The sequence below is a fragment of the Paenibacillus sp. J53TS2 genome (assembly GCF_018403305.1).
In the GTDB taxonomy this organism is placed as follows: Bacteria; Bacillota; Bacilli; order Paenibacillales; family Paenibacillaceae; genus Fontibacillus; species Fontibacillus rhizolycopersici.
In genome coordinates, this window is sequence record NZ_BOSK01000009.1 from 158,186 (window position 1) to 177,870 (window position 19,685).

A 19,685-nucleotide genomic window follows, 5' to 3' on the forward strand; every position below is an offset into this window, starting at 1 on the left:
ACAGATGCCTCCCGCGGAAGGCGTCACTTGATAAAACGCTTGGAAAAGAGGAACAGTATGATACAAATTGATCATTTATCCAAAAAATATACGCGCGGCGGTCTAGCGCTAGATGATGTCACCTTAACGCTAAACGAAGGTATGGTGGGGCTTCTGGGCCCCAATGGTGCCGGGAAATCGTCGCTGATGCGCATATTGGCCACGCTCACGCCACCTACTTCGGGAGAGGCGACGCTGTTTGGCGTCTCGCTGCGCCAGGCGGAGGAGATCCGCCGCATGATCGGTTATCTCCCGCAGCAATTTCAGGTTTACCCGCAACTGACGGGGGTAGAATACCTCGACTATGTTGCGGTGATGAAAGGAATGACGGACAAGAAGAAACGCAAAGCGGAGATTGAGGCTCTTCTGGAGCAAGTAAATTTGCAGGATAAGGCGCGAAAAAGAGTGCAGACCTATTCCGGCGGCATGAAACGCCGACTCGGCATTGCCCAAGCGCTGCTGGGTTCGCCGCAGGTCCTGATCGTGGATGAGCCCACGGCTGGACTGGATCCCGAGGAGCGCGTCCGCTTCCGCAATCTGTTGACCCGCTTCAGTCTGGGACGGATCGTGCTGCTGTCGACGCATATCGTTGCCGACATCGAAAGCAACTGTCGCCAAATCGCCGTCCTCGATAAAGGGAGAGTCAAGCTGTCCGGGGAGTTATCCGAGCTGCAAGAGTTCGGACGCGGCAAGGTGTGGGAGGTTCGCCTAAGCGAGAGCCAGTTTGCCCGGCTTGATCCGATGTCCGTCGTGTCCACGCGTCCGACGGGAGGCGGCCTGTTGTGCCGCATGATCGGCGAAGCGCCGCTGGAGGTAGCCCAAGAGGCCGCGCTCGTTCCACCAACCCTGGAGGACGGGTATTTGGCCCTGCTGCGAACGGGCTTGATGGAAGGGGCGGCTCGGTAATGGACAAATGGAGACGTCTGTTTCAATTCGAGCTTCGCATGCTGTTCGGAAACCGGTGGCTGCTGGGTTTGCCGCTCGTGTTCGGCCTGCTCGTGTTCTGGAATCTTGAACGGCTGCCAGGACGTGAAATTTTGTTTTTTCAACGTTCGTACACCAGCCTGACGCTGCTGCACACGATGAGCCTGGGGCTGACGATGCTCCTTGGCGTGCTGACGATCCGTCGAGACATTCGCCGTACCTCCTATGAATGGAATGGGGCGCTGCCGGTGTCCTATATGTCCAGGATTTCAGCGAAATATATGGCAGGGGTACTGTATTTCACGATATTTTCGGTGCTGGCCGGCGCCGCGTTCGTCTGGAACTCCGCGAGGATGGACGTAGCGTTTACAATCACCCGGGAATTTGCGGTTTATTATCTGCTAACCTTCGAGGTTTCCTATCTGGTGACCTTGGCGCTGGCGATGCTGCTCGCCATTTGTATCGCCAATCGGGCCGTCTATTTGATCGCTTTTTGCGCCTGGATGTTTGGAACGTTCTTTCTGGATATGTTCCTGTTGGACCGTAACAAATGGTACGTGCTGCGTACGTTCCATCTCAATCAGCTGTTCGTGACCGGGGATTCCGATGCCGAAACGTGGGGCATTCGCCTGATCGCAGACGAACTGGCGGCCTCCCGCTGGTTTGTACTGGCGTTTACGCTACTGCTGTTGACGGCGGGCGTGCTCCTGCTCAACCGGTTGCGCCCGACTGCCTTTCGCCGAAGCAATTGGGTGGCTGGAGGTTTAGCCCTGCTGCTGGCGGCCGGAGCCTTTATACCCTACCTCTCCATTTGGGGCGAACGTTATGCCGGATTGCATGAGAAACTCAGAGATCCTGCCGTTAAGACGGTGGAAGCGATCCAAGACCAGAAAGTCGAAACGTTTCAGATCGAGCGGTACGATATCCACTTGCAACGGGAGTCAGATGATCGGTTGAAAATCAAAGCGGCGCTGCAAATTCCGGCAGGCCAGTTAACAGGGCGCGGCGAGTTGCTGTTCACGCTCAATCGTACGTTCCATATAGAACGGTTGGCGGTGTCGGGTTCTCCCGTTCCGTTCACGCATGAGGGAGAGAAGCTTACGGTCCAATTATCCGCTCCTTTGACCGCAGACGAGACCGTCCAAGTCGAGATGGAATATACCGGAAAGGTTATGGATTACGTGGCGCAGAATTATACCGAGGGATCCTACTTGGCTTTTGTTAAGGGGGAGAACGTTTTCCTTCCCGGCTATGTCGCATGGTATCCACTGCCGGGGGATTTTCCGGTTTATATGAAGAACAGTTACGAGGATTCTTTGCAGGTGGCGGCCGATTATGGCGGCTGGCGCCTTCCGCCCGCCATTTTCCGTATCTCCACGTCCGGGTTTGCATCCAAGCTGTACGGAAATCTGGAACAAAAGGAACAGACTCGCGAAGGCCAAGTGTTCGAAGGCAAATCGACGGCGTTCGTCCGCTTTTACAGTGGGGAGTTTGAAGAAGTGAGCAACCCGAAGCTGCCGGTTCGCCTCGTGACTACGCCCTACGACGTCAAGACGGCCGAAAAGCTGTTGGAAGAATGGGCCGGGGAGTATGTTTATTTTGCCGGATGGGTCAACCATTTGGATCCTAAACTGGATCAAGTGCTGATGCTGTCGATGAACAATAATCACTCCCTTGAAATGGAGAATAAAACCTATTATTTGATCTGGCTGGTGAGCGAAGTGGAATACTTCGCAGACCAACTGATGAACTCGATGCTGCTCGGCACGAGCGAAGGGCAAATGGACATTCTGAAGGCTTCCGAAGATGTGCGTCCGCAGCTTCGCGCCTTGATGTGGTATATGTATTACCGAGAGTATAAAGGGTATACCGCCGATGATTTGAAGCAAGGTTCTGGGGGCGGCCTGTTGTACAACTTGTTTGATCCTTCGGAAGATGCCGATCCGGATCACGTGGGATTGCGGATGGCGGCACAAGTAGCCGGGGCGCTGGATGAAGGGAAGAACAAGCAGGTGAAAGAGGTGTTAAACCATTTCTACGCGCTTGGATTGGAAATCCCTAATCAAGCCGACGCAGAGGGTGGACCTAGACCGATTCCGTATGACGAATGGGAACGGGAATGGAAGCGGGTGATGCATGATGCAGTTGCGAACTGACGCTCGAAGCTGGTTCCGCGGAGTGACCTTGGAGCTAAAAGTACAGAAACAACCGATGGCTTGGCTGGCGCTGCTGCTGTTCGCCGTCTATATCCTCAGCATCGTACTTAGTGACCCCGGTCGCCCAAGAAATGTGTATTATTTCTCGGAAATGGCCCTGTTTTCCCTGGCGATCATCATTCCCCTGCTGCTATTTCAGCGGGAAATCGGAGGAGGCGGCATGGAGGTCATCGCCACGTATCCCATTTCGTTAAGGATGCTGGCGTTCCGAAGATGGCTGATGTCCATCCTATTAACAGCGGGGTTAGGGATGGTCCTGATGTCGGTCTATGCTTGGCATTTCGGGGGGATTTGGACGCTTCGGTATCCTTGGAATGGCGCCGAGGTGATTCCTCAAGCTGAGATGACTGCCGGTTCCTTGATTCTTCAGAACCTCCCGGCTTACGTGCTGTTGATCTCCTTAAGTACCGCCGGAATCATTGCGTTTCGCCGGATCTACGGAGGATTAGTGTTGGGCTTTGCCGTTTGGGTACTCGATACGATGAGCTCGGGAGAATGGTTGGGGCGATGGACGTTATACGCAAGTTATTTGAAAAAAACCTATTCCTTTCCGCACAATCGGATCGGTTTGTTGATTGCATCGTTGATCTTGCTTGCCTTTGCCGTCTGGTTGATTGGGAAGAGGGAACGTTGGATCAGTGTGGAAGAGGAATAAGAGAAATGCAAAGGGGGAGGAAACATCATGATATCGGACTCGTTGCTGGCCGAGCGAATGGCCGCCGGCGACCAGGAAGCGTTCGAGTTGCTGGTTACGAGGTACCATGGACCGCTGCTGTCCTATGTCGCGAGCCAATTGAAAGATCGAGGCAAAGCGGAGGACATCGTCCAGGAGACGTTTATCCGGTTGATCCGCCATCTCAAGCGGCATGGCGGGATGGAACAGCTTCGCCCCTGGCTCTATAAAGTAGCGCTCAATTTATGCCGGGATTATTGGCGCAGCGCCTCTTACCGTTCGGAATACGCCGGCACGGATACGATGCCGGAGGATGCCGATCCGGCGCCAAGGGCGGAGGAATTGATCGAACGGCAGGAAACGGTGCAGCAGTTGGCCGAATCGATGACTCAGCTGCCGGAGGTGCAGCAAGAGGTGGTGCGCATGCGCTTCTTCCATGACTTGAAGCTGCAAGAGATCGCCGAGCTACTGGAGCTGCCGCTGAGCTCGGTCAAATCGCATCTGTACGGGGGGTTGCGCAAGCTGAAGCGGGCGTTATCTCGCACGGCCGACCCTTCTTTTTCGGACTGGGAAGTCAAAAAAATACGCGAAGAGGAAAGTGAGGTGCCGACGCATGGAACCATCCATTGATAAAGAACTAGAGCGATTGGAGCGGGAGCTTCGCGAGCCGTTGCGACAGGCGCTACAACCGAGTCCAACACCGCTGGATACCGCGGCGTTAATCGAGGCGTTGCAGCCGGAATTCGCCGTCCTTCAAGCGCAAAACGCCGCCGCATCCCTTGATTTTAACGCGCGGGTCGAACCGCCGTCCCTGGGCCGATTGCTGCGTAGTCAATTTCAAATGAACCGCCTTTCGTTGATGCTGACCGGGGCAGCCGTGTTTTTGATGCTGGTATTTTTGGTTGATCCGAAGCAGCCTCTGTCCAATTGGCTGTTGGGAGACGGTATGCCCAGCATGTTCTCGCTGATCACGCCGCTTATGCTGATCGCGTCGATGCTGTATAGCTACCGCACCTGGGACCGGGGGATGCGCGCCATCGAGAGCGTTACGCCCTACCCGCCGGCATTGGTCATTTACAGCCGGATGCTGATGGTCATGGCGCTGGTCGTCGGCTGGGCATTGGTAAGCTCCGTGGCGGTGAGCATCCGCGTGGCTTCCGCGGGGGAAGCTGCGTTGCCGTTTATCCCCTTTTTGCTGGAATGGTTAGGAATATCCCTGCTTACCGGAGGGGTAGCGATGTACGCTTTATTTCGTTACGGCCATAAGGCGGGGGTTATGTCCGCGGGAGGCGTATACGCTCTCTGGCTGCTCCTCATCGACCAGACCTCGGTTATCCATTTGAATGCCGGGACGGGAGCAGGAGCAGGAGTAGGGATCGCGATGAACATCGCTTTCCTGCTGGTCGGCACCCTTCTGCTGTTCCGCTCGTATATCCGCAGTCGGAACTTGCAGACTGGCGCGGCACAGGGCGGTACGCGGCCATGATTCGCATTGAGGGGCTGCGGGAACGCCCTGTCGGCGGGTTTGTTCTTCAAATTGACCGGCTGCAATTGAAGCCGGGATTAACCCTGCTCGTTGGGGTCAACGGAGCAGGGAAAACCACTTTGCTGGAGTTGTTGGCAACGGTGAGCCTGCCTCACAAGGGGGAAATCCTGTACCAGGAGCGGTCCGCTTTGTCCGATTTACCGCTAGTGCGCAGCCAGATCGGTTATGTGCCGTCGGAAATCGAACTGTACGAAAATATGACTCCCACTAAGCTGCTTCTGTACTTGTCAGAGATGAAGGGGGTATTCCATTCCGAGCGGACCGGCGAGCTGCTCCGTGATTTTCGACTGGAGTCTTATCGGAACATCAAGATCAAGCGGTTGTCCGGAGGCGTGCAGAGGCGGGTGACTTTGGCTCAGTCGCTGCTGGCCGCCCCGAGATTCCTATTCTTGGACGAGCCGTTGAACGGCATGGATACCGGAGAGCGGAAGCTGGCGATCACCTACTTGAACCGATATGCGGAAGGGCGAACGGTGATAGCGGCAGTACACGAGCTGAGCGAATGGGAGGAGGCGGCCGATCACGTGCTTTGGCTGGATCGGGGAAAAGTACGCTTTTACGGAGGCAGAACGTCCTGGTTGGCGGATCTTCCCTACCCACTTTGGGAGGGGAACCTAACGCGTGAGCAATTCGACCGTTGTCCGGAGGCGGGCTTGATCGAGTTTCGGGAAACGTTGGGAGGAATCTATGTCAAGTTGGTAGGGCAGGATCCCCCTTTCCCGGGACTAAGGGAATGCGCGCCAACGTTCGAGGATGCGTATTTTATCCGCAAATATCAACTGGATAGCTCAATCTGAGTAATTCATATAAAAATTATCGGATTTCCTATTTTCAAATTCCATGAGATGTGAGAGAATATGAAAAAACTCTGCACGATAAAGTGCCAATTCAAAATTTCATCATGGATAGATGATTTTTTGAACAACATCTTAAAGGAGGAATTATCAATGTCTGAAGAGCGTCAATATGCCCCGGAAACACTGGCGATCCACGCGGGTCAGGAGATCGACCCCACTACATACTCCCGGGCGGTTCCACTGTATCAAACGACGTCCTACGGTTTTCGGGACACCGAGCATGCGGCTAACCTGTTTGGTTTGAAGGAATTCGGCAACATTTATTCCCGGATTATGAACCCGACCAACGACGTGTTCGAGAAACGCGTGGCTGCGCTTGAAGGCGGCGTTGGGGCGCTCGCAACGGCCTCTGGCCAGGCAGCGATCACTTTCTCCATCTTGAACATCGCCGGAGCGGGCGATGAAATCGTTTCTTCCACGACGCTGTACGGAGGCACGTTTAACCTGTTTTCGACAACGCTGCCCAAGCTGGGCATTAACGTAAAGTTCGTGGATTCCTCGAATCCGGAAAACTTCCGCGCCGCGATCACGGACAAGACGAAGGCGTTATACGCCGAAACGCTGGGCAACCCGAAGGGCGATGTGCTGGACATCGAGGCGGTAGCCGCGATTGCCCATGAGCATGGCATTCCGCTGATCGTCGACAATACGTTCCCAAGCCCATACTTGCTGCGTCCGATCGACTTCGGTGCGGACATTGTCGTGCATTCGGCAACCAAATTCATCGGTGGACACGGCACCTCGATCGGCGGCATCATCGTGGACAGCGGTAAGTTCGATTGGGCTGCCAGCGGCAAATTCCCGGGCCTGACCGAACCCGATCCAAGCTATCACGGCGTCGTTTACACACAAGCGGTTGGTCCGCTGGCATACATCATTAAAGCTCGCGTTCAGCTGCAGCGTGATATGGGCGCTTCGTTATCTCCGTTTAATGCTTGGCTGCTGCTGCAAGGGCTTGAAACTTTGCATCTGCGCGTGGAACGCCACAGCCAAAACGCTTTGAAAGTGGCGCAGTACCTGGAAGCGCATGAACAGGTTGAGTGGGTCAGCTACGCCGGGCTGCCGAGTCACGAATCTTACGAACTTGCGCAGAAATATTTGCCGAAAGGCCAAGGCGCCATCCTTACGTTTGAAATCCGCGGCGGCGTGGATGCCGGGCGCAAGCTGATCGAAAACGTGAAGTTGTTCTCGCATTTGGCCAACGTCGGCGATTCCAAGTCGCTGATCATCCATCCGGCCAGCACCACGCACCAACAGTTGGGAGAAGCGGAGCAACAAGCCGCCGGCGTCTCACCGGGCTTGATTCGCTTATCCGTGGGGACGGAGTCGATCGACGACATCCTTTATGATTTGGAGCAGGCGATCGCCGCCAGCCAGGCCTAATCCGCTATTATACTGAAGCCGCTGAATCGGGAATACGGTGATATCCGTCCCGGTCAGCGGCTTTTTTTGCGTTTGGATGGGGCAAGGTGGGGTGTTTACAAGACGGGAGAATTGGCATAAAATAAAAGTAAAGTTTCACTAAGCCAAAATTATTGTCCTGATACAAAAATGATTATCGTTCTCATTTGTGAGCTGCTCCGGGAAGATCCCGGGGCAGCTTGTGCCATTTTTAGGGGGTTAACAATAATTTTCATTCTCAACGCAAGTGACTTAAAAGGAGGAGTTCGTCATGGAAGCTGTGCATAGAAGAACGTTAAGCGAGATCCAAAAGTCAGCGAATCAGCCCAACCCGGGCAGGAAACGTCGGTTCGATTGGTTGCGTCTGTTACGTCATCAGGAGATGCTCCTCGCGTTAGGCAGCGGCGGGTTGATGCTTGCAGCCTGGGCCTGGGGGATGCAAGAGGCGATGCCATGGGTGTCGATGGCGCTTTATATTGCCGCGTATGCGGTTGGGGGATACGTAAAAGCTCGGGAAGGCTTGATCACGTTAGTGAAAGAGCGGGATTTGGACGTCAATCTGTTAATGATCGCTGCAGCGCTTGGTGCGGCCTCAATCGGCTACTGGAACGAAGGCGCGATGCTGATCTTTATCTTTGCTTTGAGCGGTGCTTTGGAATCGTTCGCCAGCGACCGGAGCCGCAAGGATATCTCTGCGCTAATCGCGATGAAGCCGGAAACCGCATTACGTGTCGGCGGAGATGGGGTGGAGGAGGTAGCGGTGGAAGCGCTGGCCGTTGGCGATCTGCTACTGGTCAAACCAGGTGAGGTAATTCCTGCGGACGGAACGATCCGAACCGGGAGCTCTGCAGTGAACCAATCGGCGATCACCGGCGAATCGATCCCGGTGGATAAACAACCGGGTGACGGTGTGTATGCCGGGACGCTAAACGGAGAAGGCGCGATATACGTCGAGGTATCCAGCCCGGCGGAAGGCACCTTGTTCTCGAAGATCATCACCCTCGTGGAGCAAGCTCAACAGGAGGTTCCGGGGACCCAGCGATTCATCAAACGACTCGAAGGGATTTATGCCAAAACGATCGTGGCCGCCACGCTGGCGTTAATCTTGCTCACGCCGTTGCTGGTCGGCTGGAGTTGGTCCTTTGCCTTCTATAAGGCGATGGTGTTTCTCGTCGTCGCATCACCTTGCGCCATCGTCTCGTCGGTGATGCCGGCGATGCTATCAGCGATGTCGAAGAGCGCCCGCAAAGGCGTGTTGTTTAAAGGCGGGGCTCATATGGACCATCTCGGCAGCATCCGGGTTGTCGCCTTTGACAAAACCGGAACGTTGACGGAGGGTTCGCCGGTAGTGACAGGGCTCTATACCGCAGTGGGCTTTGACCCGCGGGAGGTGCTTGCGGCCTGTGCTGCGGCGGAGAGCCTGTCGGAGCATCCGCTGGCCAAGGCAATCGTACGCAAGGCGGAGGCCGAAGGGGTCCCGCTCCGCGGGGCGGAGGAGCTGCGAGCGCTGCCCGGTTGGGGCATCGAAGCGGAGGTGTTCGGCGCCACGTGGCGGGTAGGCAAGGTAGACGAGGGTGATTCGATGTTGCCTCAGCCGATGGCAGATCAGCTTCACGCCTGGATCGCCGAAGGTCATACCGTGTCCGCCATTCAGCGGAACGGTGAATACGCCAGCTTGATCGCGCTCCGCGACGAGGTTCGCTCGCAAGCCAAGGCGGCCATCGCCCAGTTGCACGAACTGGGGCTCACCGTCGCCATGTTGACGGGTGATCGCGGCGTGACCGCGAACGCGCTGGCCGGGGAGATCGGCGTCGACCTCGTGTACGGAGACTTGCTCCCGCAGGAGAAGGTTGAGCACGTGAAAGCGCTGCGGGAGCGTTACGGCAGCGTCGCGATGGTCGGCGACGGAGTAAACGACGCGCCGGCGCTGGCTGCGGCGACCGTGGGCATCGCTATGGGCGGCGGCGGCAGCGGTGCAGCGCTGGAGGTGGCGGATGTTGTGCTGATGAACGACAGCATTGAGCGGATCGCAGAGACGATCTCGCTTGCTCGCCGAGCCCGGCGGATCGTGAAGCAGAACCTAACCTTTGCCGGAGCGGTCATCCTGATGCTAATCGTAAGCAACTTTGCTGCAGGCATTCCGCTGCCGCTGGGCGTGGTCGGTCACGAGGGCAGTACGCTGCTGGTTATTCTGAACGGGTTGCGACTGCTAAGGTAATGATGTTCATCCTTGGACAGTGAAGCGTCCCTTCATCATTCCTTCATTTAACCTTCACCGAACCCTTCGGATACACAGATTGACAGGATGCCGTCGTCTTCACATAATTAGAATCAAGCAATCATGATTCTTAATTTTTGAGATGAATCCATTTGAAGGGGTTTGAGGATATGTACAAATCTATTATTATCGGCACAGGCCCGGCAGGGTTGACCGCCGCAATTTATCTGGCCCGCGCCAACATGAATCCGCTGATTATCGAGGGTCCGCAGCCTGGCGGTCAATTGACGACGACGACTGAAGTGGAAAATTTCCCGGGGTTCCCGGAAGGGATCATGGGCCCGGAATTGATGGATAATATGCGTAAACAAGCTGAACGTTTTGGCGCCGAATTTCGCACGGGTTGGGTGAACAGCGTGGACTTGAGTCAGCGCCCGTTCAAGCTTCAAGTGGAAGGGCTAGGCGAGCTCGTCGCGGAGACGCTGGTATTGTCTACGGGGGCTACGGCCAAATACCTGGGCATCCCGGGCGAAGAGACGAACGTTGGGCGTGGCGTAAGCACATGCGCAACTTGTGACGGATTCTTCTTCCGCGGCAAGGAGATCATCGTGGTAGGTGGCGGCGACTCTGCGTTGGAGGAAGCCGGTTTCTTGACCCGTTTTGCTTCGAAAGTCACGCTGGTGCACCGTCGCGACGAGCTGCGTGCTTCGAAAATCATGCAGGATCGTGTGCGCACGAATGAGAAGATCGAGATGGCGCTGAATCGTACGCCGCTTGAAGTCATCGCCGGCGAGAACGGAGTTACCGGACTGAAGGTGCGTAACAACGAGACAGGTAAAGAGGAAGTGATTCCGGCCAGCGGCGTATTCGTGGCGATCGGCCATCATCCGAACACCTCGTTTCTGGGTGGGCAAATCGATCTTGACGCGAACGGTTATATCGTGGTGAAGCCCGGCTCTTCCGAGACGAACGTCCCTGGCGTTTTCGCTTGCGGCGACGTGCAGGACACCCGCTACCGCCAAGCGATCACCGCTGCGGGAAGCGGTTGTATGGCCGCAATCGACTGTGAGAAGTTTATCGAGAGCATGGAGCATGAAACCGCCGCAGCCGTCAAATAATTACACAGCAAAACGGCGATACAGGTCAGGACCTGTATCGCCGTTTTTTACGTTTATATCGTACGGAGTCTTAACTAAACAGCCCGGCAACCAGCTGAAAGACGAAATATCCCAACACGCCGCTGCCGATCAAAGTAAAGCCGGATCGCTTGCGTCCTTGAAACAATCTCAGCACACCAAGGCTGACCAAAGGGGCAACAATAAGCAAAAAAAACATAACGGCAATAAACAATTCCACGGATATATCCGAAATATTCACGATAGTCATCCGATCTATTCTCCATTCCTATGGACGTCTGTATTATGGCGCAATGATATAAGTCACAAGTCGATATTTTTTATTATACATAAGACGGGCTTCTATTTGTAGAAGCTGAATGTGAAATTTAGGCGTCAGAATGACGTCTTTTTTGCGAATAATCGCCGTTTTGGGATTTGTCCGAAGCTCTCCTTTCGTTCGACAAAACTAGAAAGCCTTTGCGGGATCGGCTGTGTTACAATGGGCTTGAAAGGCCGGCTAAAGAACTCTTTATGCAGCTTGACCGGAAGGTGAGGGAAGCCAGATGGGAAAGAAAATCGGGAAACTTTCAAAGGGGTGGCTCATCACCGGGGTGATCGGTGGATTATTGCTGGGATCTGAACCGATCGGATGGGTTGCTGTCCCGGTACATGCAGCAACAGAGCCAGCTACGGTCACTACCTCCAAACAACTTCAAACGAAGTTAGCGGAAGGGATGGAGGCGCGGAGTACAACCATAACATTGAAATATAAAGGTTCAACCAAAAATCTGGAGAAGCAGCTGAAGCAGGCGGTTTACAACGCGCTTGATGCCGATCCTTATACAAAATATATCGTGGATCGTTACGTCTACTCCTGGCGGGGCACCACGGGTTCGGCCAAAATTACGTTGCAGGTCCATTACCGCGAAACGGCTCAGCAGACTGCTTACGTGCGCCAAAGGGTGAAGGAGATTCTGAAGCAGCTGATCGAACCGGGCATGAATGCGCATCAGAAAATCCAAGCCATTCACGATTATGTCGTGGTGAACTTAAAATATGACACCGATTTGCAGAAATATACAGCCTATGAAGGGCTCAAAACCGGCGAAGCGGTATGTCAAGGTTACGCCTTGCTGACTTACGAGCTGTTGAAAGAAGCCGGTATCGAGAACCGCTTGGTTGAAGGAACGGCTGGAGATCAGCTGCATGCGTGGAATCTTGTACGTCTCGACAACCGCTGGTACCATCTGGACACGACCTGGGACGACCCGGTCCCTGATGTACCCAAGCGGGTCAACTATACGTATTATTTGCGAACGGATGAACAGATGGGAAAGGATCATATCTGGGTTGCAGCGGATTATCCCTTAGCGTCCGTGCCTTATTTAACGACACTCCAAGCGTTGATCGAGGCGGGCGGGGTGAAGAAAGAAGCTTATCTTGCTCTGAAAACGACGCTTGGATACGACCTGTATGATGCCGACGCGGCAGTATCCAATGCCAAAGGGCTGGCGGACCGGGTCAAGAATGGATTGAAAGCCGGGAAAAGCGCGATAACCGTGCGTTATGCCGGCTCAGATCAGCAGCTCTTAGAGGACTTAGCAGGGTTATACGACCTTGGCATCCAGAATATCCGTTATTTAATGCAACCCTTAGAAGGAACCGAGGATTTGCGAGTTGAGATCCACTGGGAGTAAACATCAAAAACGAGCACGAGTCGATGACATGGGTCAGGACTCGTGCTCGTTTTTTAGTGTTTATGACCGGGTATGCACGGGGTGTACCTCGAGATCGCATTCCTGTAGCGGAATGACCTTCGTTTTCTTGTTCCATTTATAGCCGAGCCAGACCAACAGGAACAGCGGGATACTGATGTAGGATACGGCGACGCCATACCAGTCAATGGTTTCGCCGGTAAAAGCGGCTACATTCTGCCCCAGAATAACCACGAAGCAAAGGGCAAAAGCAAAGAGTGGGCCAAACGGAAACCAACGCGCTTTGTAAGGCAGGTCGTTCAGGTTCCGTCCCTGGGCCACATAGGCTCTGCGGAAACGGTAATGGCTGATGGCGATACCCAGCCAAGTGATGAAGCCGCACATGCCGGAAGCGTTAAGCAGCCAGTTATAAACCACGCCGTCGCCGAACAACGAGGCGAAGAAAGCGACCATGCCGACGAGCGTTGTCATGAAGAGCGCGTTCATCGGAATACCGCGGGAGTTCAGTCTCGCCAGGAACTTTGGAGCTTTCCCGCGCAGGGCCAGGGAATACAGCACCCGCGAGGAGGCATACATCCCGGAGTTGCCGGCCGACAGCACGGATGACAGAATGACGGCATTCATGACGGAGGCGGCGAAGGCCAATCCCGCTTTTTCGAATACCAACGTAAACGGGCTGACGCCGATGTTTTCGATTCCGCCTTGCAGCAGGTTCGGATTGGTGTAAGGAATCAGCAGGCCGATTACGAGAATCGCCAAAATATAAAAGACCAGGATCCGCCAGAACACTTGCCGAATTGCGCGAGGCACATGCTCTCTCGGGTTATGGCTTTCTCCGGCGGCAACACCAACCATTTCCGTTCCTTGGAACGAGAAGCCGGCGGCCATAAATACGCCGAGGATTGTGAAGAAGCCGCCGTGGAACGGAGCATCGCCTAACGTAAAGTTGGAAAAGCCAACCGCTTCGCCGCCCATGATTCCGAAGATCATGAGTACGCCTATGATGAGGAACACGATGACGACGATGATTTTGATCATGGCAAACCAATATTCCGATTCACCGTAGCCCTTTACGGAAAGGACGTTCAACAGGAAGATCAAGGCCAGGAATAACACGCTCCAGAGAAGCGAGGGGCTGTCGGGGAACCAGTATTTTATAATCAGCGTTGCGGCGGACAGCTCAGCCGCGATGGTGATCGCCCAGTTGTACCAGAAGTTCCAACCCATCGCAAAGCCCAGGGAGGGATCGACAAAGCGGGAAGCATACGTTTCGAACGAGCCGGAATCCGGCATATAGGTAGCTAACTCGCCCAAGCTAGTCATCAAGAAATAGACCATGATGCCGACGGCGGCATAAGCGAGTAACGCGCCGCCGGGTCCAGCCGAGGCAATCGCGCCGCCGCTTGCGAGAAACAGACCGGTTCCGATCGAGCCGCCCAAGGCGATCATCGTCATATGGCGAGCCTTCAGTCCCGGCTGAAGCCGTTCGTCCGTCGTTTGATGTTGTTTACTCATGGGTGTAACACTCCTTCTAAGCTCATAGTTTTCCCCGTAACCCGTCTCCGATGCACCGACGGTTCTGCTTGAGCTCCATAGAAAAAGGCCGCGGAAAGGACTCCGCGGCCATATTTATACCGTAAATCCGCACCATTCCATGAAGATAGCTCAACACGATATCCCTCGGGTGACGGGAATAACCGTGACAGTTCTGTCCCTTTCGGAAACAGCCCCAGCCCGAGTGCTTACAGAAGCGAGCAGCCAAGCTTCGGCGACGGTGCCTTTCGACCGGTATCGCGGGCGGCTTCTCACGCCTCCTCCGGTGTACTCTTCACAATCGCGACCTCTACCTCACCTTGAAATGATGAGGTTCATATGAAATTTTACATTTTCAAAGTATAGCGCATGGGGGATGGCCAGGCAATGTCAAATTAATGACAAGTGGTCAAAATAAATCCAGCGAAACGACTAGCTGAGTTATTTGCCTTCTCCTCGATCGCGGCCGGCCATTTGCTGCCAGACGGTTCCGGCGGCTTGCTCGCCGGATTCAATTCGCTCGACGGCCATGCGCGCTTGTAGACCAACCTCGAACTCGGGGTCATCCACCGCTGCGCGCAGGGATTCTAAGGCATCGTCAGTGCCGACCTCGTACAGGAAGCGGGCCGCACGCCAGCGGACCAGCTTGCTGCTGTCCGACAGCGCCGCGATCATCGGCCCGGTGGCCGCGGGATCGCCAATGTCGGACAGCGTGTCGCCGGCGGTGCGGCGCACGGCGGCGGAGGCATCGCGCAGCGCCTCGTACAGCAGCTCCATCGCCTCCGGCGTCCGCAGATCGCCGAGGTACACGACGGCGAGCCGGCGGAGCTGCATTTGCGGGTCGCGTAGCGCCTCCCCTAGCAGCGGCAGCGCCTCAGCGCCCGGCTGCTGCAACGCCTCCAGCGCGGCGTAACGCACGCGCCAATCCGGGTCCTGCATCCGCGCGCGGATTTCGTCCAGAGTCAGCTCGCGCCGTTGCTCGACGAACTCCGTCTCACTGCGGCCGTGGGCGATCGCTTGCGCAATGATCCCCTTGAGCCGCTCCGGCGGATACGCCGCTTCCAGCTCCTGCTCGATCTCGCGGGCAATGTCAGGCAACTCGCCGTAGCGCACGCCGTAATCGGTGAGCTTGCGCTCCTTGATCAGCGTGGCGCTGGCTACCTCCGTTACGGCGTTCACAAACCGCTCGGACAGCGAAATCCGCTCTTCGCGGTTTCCCGCCTTCACCCGAATTTGCATCGGGATACCGCGGAAGAACTGCACAAACACCTGTGCCTCCCCGTATCCCGACGTTTCCCCGCCTTCGGGGTTCCAAGCCGATTCGACCCCTTCCTGACCGAACTGCTTCTGAACATCAGACAGAATGGCCGCCCAATCAGCGTTTCCCTTACGGTCCAGGGCAACAAAGTCAGCGGTATGGAACACGCTTTTTACTCCGGGAATATGCAGCAACCCGTGGATCCAGGCCGGGGCAGAGCGTTCGTTTTCCAGTGTATATGTTTTCCGAATCCCCGGCTCCAGACGTTCATCGAGATGCAGCTTCATGGAATTTGGACTAGGGGTCGGTTCGATAAATACAATTTTCATAAAATGTCCACATCTCCTTTCCACTTTATTGTACCTCAATGCACCGCTTTGCCCAAGCGTCAGAAGGAATAAAAAGGAACATCCGCGACACACTAGATTGGCAAGGAGGCTGTGGCATGTTCCAGAAACAAGAGCGAACCCTGGCGATCGTATGTCTCATCGTGGCCGTGATTATGATGTACGCCTTTGTTAAAAGCGTTATCCGTTTTCTCCATTACTTTTCTTGAAGGAGCTTCGTCATGACAAATCTTGATCCGGTCACGTTAAGCCGGATGCTTACCGGACTGACCTTGTTTGTACATATCGTATTTGCATCGATCGGCGTCGGTGTCCCGCTGATGATCGCGCTAGCAGAATGGCGAGGAATTCGCACCTCCGATCCGCACTATACTTTGCTGGCCCGCCGTTGGGCTCGCGGCTTTGTCATTTCCGTGGCAATAGGGGTCGTAACCGGAACGTCAATCGGATTGCAGCTGAGCTTGTTATGGCCGACCTTTATGCGGGTCGCCGGGCAAGCGATCGCGTTGCCGTTGTTTATGGAGACCTTCGCTTTTTTTGTGGAGGCGATCTTCCTTGGTATCTACCTGTATACTTGGGATCGGTTCAACAACAAGCTGTTGCATCTTCTCCTGCTGATTCCGGTGGCCATCGGCTCCTCCGCGTCGGCGTTTTTCATCACGACGCTAAACGCCTTTATGAACACGCCGCAGGGGTTTACTCTCAAGAACGGTGTCATTGCTGACTTCCAGCCGCTCGTAGCGATGTTCAATCCGGCAACGCCGACTAAAGTTGCGCACGTGCTGGCTTCCTCATATACCGTCAGTGCCGGCCTTCTAGCCGGCATCGCCGCTTTCAGCCTGCTGCGCGGACGGGACCACGCCTACTTCAAGAAGGCGCTTAAACTGACGGTGGTATCCTCCTTCGTGTTTGCCCTAGCTACGGCTATGATCGGTGACTTCTCGGGTAAATTTCTGGCCAAGTACCAGCCGGAGAAGCTAGCCGCCGCGGAATGGCATTTTGAAACGATGGAGCGGGCTCCATTGATTTACGGCGGCGTGCTGGATGAGGCGGGGAACGTCAGATACGCACTGGAAATCCCGTATGCGCTCAGCATTCTCGCTGGAAACTCGCCGAACACCCGGGTGATCGGGCTGGAGGAATTTCCGGAGGATGTCCGCCCGCCTTTGTTGATCCATTATATGTTTGATCTCAAAGTTACGATTGGGGCGCTGCTCGTCCTGATTCCATTCCTGTATCTGCTGCGGCGCTACCTGCCCGGCGGCCAAAAAGGTTATCCGGTGTGGCTTCTGATCGGTATTTTGGCGCTAGGCCCGTTAGCGATGGTGGCGATTGAGCTAGGATGGATGTTTGCCGAGTTCGGCCGTCAGCCTTGGATTATCCGCGGATATATGAAGGTAGGTGAGGCGGCTACCACTTCGGAAAGCGTCGGCCCAATGCTGCTGTTGTTTGCCGTTCTGTATCTGGTCTTGTGCCTATCCTGCGTTCTCGTATTGTCCCGGATGTTCCGGAACAAGGACGCGTTAACGGAGTTGCGACAAGCCGGGCTCGAGGGAGGGAACGGACAATGAGCTACGAACTAGTAGGCATCACGGTGCTGTGGACGTTCCTTTTCGGATATTTAATCGTTGCTTCCGTCGATTTCGGGGCAGGATTCTTCAGCTACTACAGCGTGCTTACAGGGCATGAGAATAAAATTCACGATATCATTCAGCGCTATCTGTCCCCGGTGTGGGAAGTGACCAACGTGTTTTTGATTTTTTTTGTTGTAGGTCTGGTCGGTTTTTTCCCGGATTCCGCCTATTATTACGGCACCGCATTGCTGATTCCCGGCAGTCTGGTCACTGTACTTCTCGCTTTGCGGGGGGCCTATTACGCTTACAACACTTACGGCAGCAGCAAGGCAAACAACAAAACCTATATGGGGATCTACGGGGCGACGGGCCTATTGATTCCGGCTGCCCTTTCGACGATTCTGGCGATTTCGGAGGGCGGAATCATCGGTGAAGTCGAGGGGAAGGTGGTTTTGGACTGGACAGCTTTTTTTGGTAATCCATATACCTGGTCGGTTATTGTGCTGGCGCTTGTATCTGTGTTGTACATTTCGGCGATGTTTCTTGCGTTTTACGCAGATAAAGCAGGGGATCTACGGGCATTCGAAGTGCTGCGCGGCTATGCGCTGCTGTGGAGTGGGCCGACGATTTTGGCCTGTGTATTCGCCTTTTTTCAGATCAATCGGCAAAATCCGGAGCATTACTCTCATATGCTGGAGGTAGCGTGGATGTTTATCGCCTCGTTCGTTTGTTTCCTGGTAGCCGTTGCGTTGGTATGGAAAAAGCGACGGTTAGGCTGGTCGTTCCTGCTGGTCATGCTGCAGTTTGCGTTTGCTTGGTACGGATATGGCCGTAGCCACCTACCCTATATTCTCTATAAGCAGGTCAGCATCTATGAAAGCTTCACGAACGAGACGATGGCCGTCGCCTTGATTACTGCTTTTGTTGCAGGACTGTGCATCCTAATCCCTTCTTTGTTTTTGCTGATGCGACTATTTTTGTTTGATGCCAAATACGTACGCGGTAGCTCACCGGGGAAAGGGTGAAGGCGATGGAGTGGTTTATGGTGATGGTGGCGCCGGAACTCGTTGTTATCGGGGCAGTAGCATTCCTGTTTATTTATGCCTGGAAATATAAGGACCGTGCCGATTAATAAATGAAGTTTGGTTTGCCGCCGAAATTACTCTAAAATAGGAAAAAAGCGAAAGAAATGCGGAGAGGAGCAACCGGAGCGATGCCAAGAAGAACGCGCTACAACAACATCGATAACGTAAGTACTGACAAAACGTTGAAGCAGTTCAGACAATGGCGGGAAGAACGCCGCAGAAAAAGGAAGGATTATTCCTACGTCATTCCTAATAAGCCACCGCAGCTCGATTACTTGCATCAAAACCGCGTGGAGACGACGATGACCTGGATTGGCCACTCCACGTTTCTCATTCAGTATCAAGGACTTAATTTCGTGACGGATCCGGTTTGGGCAATGCGCATGGGGTTCCAGCGTCGGTTATGTGAACCGGGCGTTCCGATCGACAAATTGCCGCGGATTGACGTCATCCTGATTTCCCATTCCCATTACGATCATATGCACATGGCTTCGATCCGTCGCTTATACGGCAGCGATACCACCATTTTGGTGCCAGTCGGTCTCGGGAGAAAACTGCGGCGCAAAGGATTCCAACGCGTCCAGGAGATGAGTTGGTGGGAGCGGGTGCGGATTGGGGAAGTCGACATCTCGTTCGTGCCAACCCAACACTGGACGCGTCGTACGCCGTTCGATACAAATACGTCGCATTGGGGCGGGTATGTTTTGGAGTCGGCGCAGAGCCCGGCCGACTCGAAGCCGCCGGTCATCTATTTCGCCGGGGACAGCGGGTATTTTCGCGGTTTCGCCGAGATCGGGAGCCGCTATGAAATTGATGTGGCGCTGCTGCCAATCGGCGCATATGAGCCGGAGTGGTTTATGACAAGCCAGCATACAACGCCGGAGGAGGCGCTGCAGGCGTTTGTGGATGTAAGGGCAAAACTGATGATTCCGATGCACTACGGCACGTTCCGACTGGCCGATGATACGGCTCGGGAGGCGCTTGACCGCTTAGAGGCGGACCGGAAGCGGCGAGACATTTCCGAAGACAAGATACGGCTTCTGCATCATGGGGAAACCTTGCGGTTGCCTCATCTAACGACGCATCCGATGGCTTCGACCCCACTAGTTGATACGGAGAGAATTCCGCAGTTGAGCGGACGATTCAAATAATTATGATTGGCAGGGGGGCTGCACGCTTCT

At 54.8% G+C, this 19,685-nt stretch carries 17 protein-coding genes and 1 riboswitch; of the genes, 14 read left to right on the forward strand and 3 right to left on the reverse strand.

What is annotated here, in order from left to right; translation table 11 throughout:
- Positions 1 to 57 precede the first annotated feature (57 nt).
- The 9 genes from KJS42_RS18660 to trxB all read left to right on the forward strand — a co-directional run bounded on the left by KJS42_RS18660 (position 58) and on the right by trxB (position 10,992).
- Positions 58 to 945, forward strand: a complete 888-nt coding sequence (locus KJS42_RS18660; RefSeq protein WP_155607836.1) for an ABC transporter ATP-binding protein — start codon at positions 58 to 60, stop codon at positions 943 to 945.
- Positions 945 to 3,119 carry an ABC transporter permease gene (locus KJS42_RS18665; protein WP_213623757.1) on the forward strand — a complete coding sequence of 725 codons (2,175 nt, stop codon included), beginning with the start codon at positions 945 to 947 and terminating at the stop codon, positions 3,117 to 3,119. Before KJS42_RS18660 ends, KJS42_RS18665 begins: the two co-directional genes overlap by 1 nt.
- Positions 3,100 to 3,834 carry a hypothetical protein gene (locus KJS42_RS18670; RefSeq protein WP_193417816.1) on the forward strand — a complete coding sequence of 245 codons (735 nt, stop codon included), beginning with the start codon at positions 3,100 to 3,102 and terminating at the stop codon, positions 3,832 to 3,834. Before KJS42_RS18665 ends, KJS42_RS18670 begins: the two co-directional genes overlap by 20 nt.
- A 27-nt stretch (positions 3,835 to 3,861) precedes the next feature.
- Positions 3,862 to 4,482 (forward strand): RNA polymerase sigma factor, encoded by a 621-nt coding sequence (locus KJS42_RS18675; RefSeq protein WP_213623758.1) that lies wholly within the window; start codon positions 3,862 to 3,864, stop codon positions 4,480 to 4,482.
- Positions 4,466 to 5,338 (forward strand): hypothetical protein, encoded by an 873-nt coding sequence (locus KJS42_RS18680; RefSeq protein ID WP_213623759.1) that lies wholly within the window; start codon positions 4,466 to 4,468, stop codon positions 5,336 to 5,338. The genes KJS42_RS18675 and KJS42_RS18680 overlap by 17 nt, the downstream gene beginning before the upstream one ends.
- Complete coding sequence (locus KJS42_RS18685; protein ID WP_213623760.1) at positions 5,335 to 6,195, forward strand: ATP-binding cassette domain-containing protein; 861 nt, start codon at positions 5,335 to 5,337, stop codon at positions 6,193 to 6,195. Before KJS42_RS18680 ends, KJS42_RS18685 begins: the two co-directional genes overlap by 4 nt.
- 150 nt (positions 6,196 to 6,345) lie before the next feature.
- A complete protein-coding gene (locus KJS42_RS18690; RefSeq protein ID WP_213623761.1) occupies positions 6,346 to 7,638 on the forward strand; it encodes a homocysteine synthase in 1,293 nt (430 codons plus the stop codon).
- 289 nt (positions 7,639 to 7,927) lie between these two features.
- Positions 7,928 to 9,874, forward strand: coding sequence for a heavy metal translocating P-type ATPase (locus KJS42_RS18695; RefSeq protein ID WP_213623762.1), 1,947 nt, complete (start codon positions 7,928 to 7,930; stop codon positions 9,872 to 9,874).
- A gap of 170 nt (positions 9,875 to 10,044) precedes the next feature.
- Positions 10,045 to 10,992, forward strand: coding sequence for a thioredoxin-disulfide reductase (trxB, locus tag KJS42_RS18700; RefSeq protein WP_213623763.1), 948 nt, complete (start codon positions 10,045 to 10,047; stop codon positions 10,990 to 10,992).
- A gap of 70 nt (positions 10,993 to 11,062) precedes the next feature.
- On the opposite strand, the gene KJS42_RS18705 is transcribed toward trxB, so the two are convergent.
- On the reverse strand, positions 11,063 to 11,260 hold the full coding sequence (locus KJS42_RS18705) for a hypothetical protein (protein ID WP_155607845.1): 198 nt from the start codon (positions 11,258 to 11,260) through the stop codon (positions 11,063 to 11,065).
- Positions 11,261 to 11,555: 295 nt separating this feature from the next.
- Between KJS42_RS18705 and KJS42_RS18710 the strand changes: the two genes are divergently transcribed.
- Positions 11,556 to 12,689, forward strand: coding sequence for a transglutaminase domain-containing protein (locus KJS42_RS18710; RefSeq protein ID WP_213623764.1), 1,134 nt, complete (start codon positions 11,556 to 11,558; stop codon positions 12,687 to 12,689).
- Between the two features lie 60 nt (positions 12,690 to 12,749).
- On the opposite strand, the gene KJS42_RS18715 is transcribed toward KJS42_RS18710, so the two are convergent.
- Both KJS42_RS18715 and KJS42_RS18720 read right to left on the reverse strand, forming a co-directional pair.
- Complete coding sequence (locus tag KJS42_RS18715; RefSeq protein WP_155607847.1) at positions 12,750 to 14,222, reverse strand: amino acid permease; 1,473 nt, start codon at positions 14,220 to 14,222, stop codon at positions 12,750 to 12,752.
- 138 nt (positions 14,223 to 14,360) lie between these two features.
- Positions 14,361 to 14,561, reverse strand: a riboswitch (Lysine riboswitch).
- 120 nt (positions 14,562 to 14,681) lie between these two features.
- Positions 14,682 to 15,827, reverse strand: a complete 1,146-nt coding sequence (locus KJS42_RS18720) for a virulence factor (protein WP_213623765.1) — start codon at positions 15,825 to 15,827, stop codon at positions 14,682 to 14,684.
- 239 nt (positions 15,828 to 16,066) lie between these two features.
- On the opposite strand from KJS42_RS18720, the gene KJS42_RS18725 reads away from it, so the two are divergent.
- From KJS42_RS18725 to KJS42_RS18735, 4 genes are all read left to right on the forward strand, one after another.
- Complete coding sequence (locus KJS42_RS18725) at positions 16,067 to 17,416, forward strand: cytochrome ubiquinol oxidase subunit I (RefSeq protein WP_213623766.1); 1,350 nt, start codon at positions 16,067 to 16,069, stop codon at positions 17,414 to 17,416.
- Complete coding sequence (locus KJS42_RS18730) at positions 17,413 to 18,444, forward strand: cytochrome d ubiquinol oxidase subunit II (RefSeq protein WP_213623767.1); 1,032 nt, start codon at positions 17,413 to 17,415, stop codon at positions 18,442 to 18,444. The genes KJS42_RS18725 and KJS42_RS18730 overlap by 4 nt, the downstream gene beginning before the upstream one ends.
- Positions 18,445 to 18,449: 5 nt before the next feature.
- Positions 18,450 to 18,551 carry a cytochrome bd oxidase small subunit CydS family protein gene (cydS, locus tag KJS42_RS23405; RefSeq protein WP_418888785.1) on the forward strand — a complete coding sequence of 34 codons (102 nt, stop codon included), beginning with the start codon at positions 18,450 to 18,452 and terminating at the stop codon, positions 18,549 to 18,551.
- Positions 18,552 to 18,632: 81 nt separating this feature from the next.
- Positions 18,633 to 19,655 carry an MBL fold metallo-hydrolase gene (locus KJS42_RS18735; protein WP_213623768.1) on the forward strand — a complete coding sequence of 341 codons (1,023 nt, stop codon included), beginning with the start codon at positions 18,633 to 18,635 and terminating at the stop codon, positions 19,653 to 19,655.
- The last annotated feature ends 30 nt before the right edge of the window (positions 19,656 to 19,685 follow it).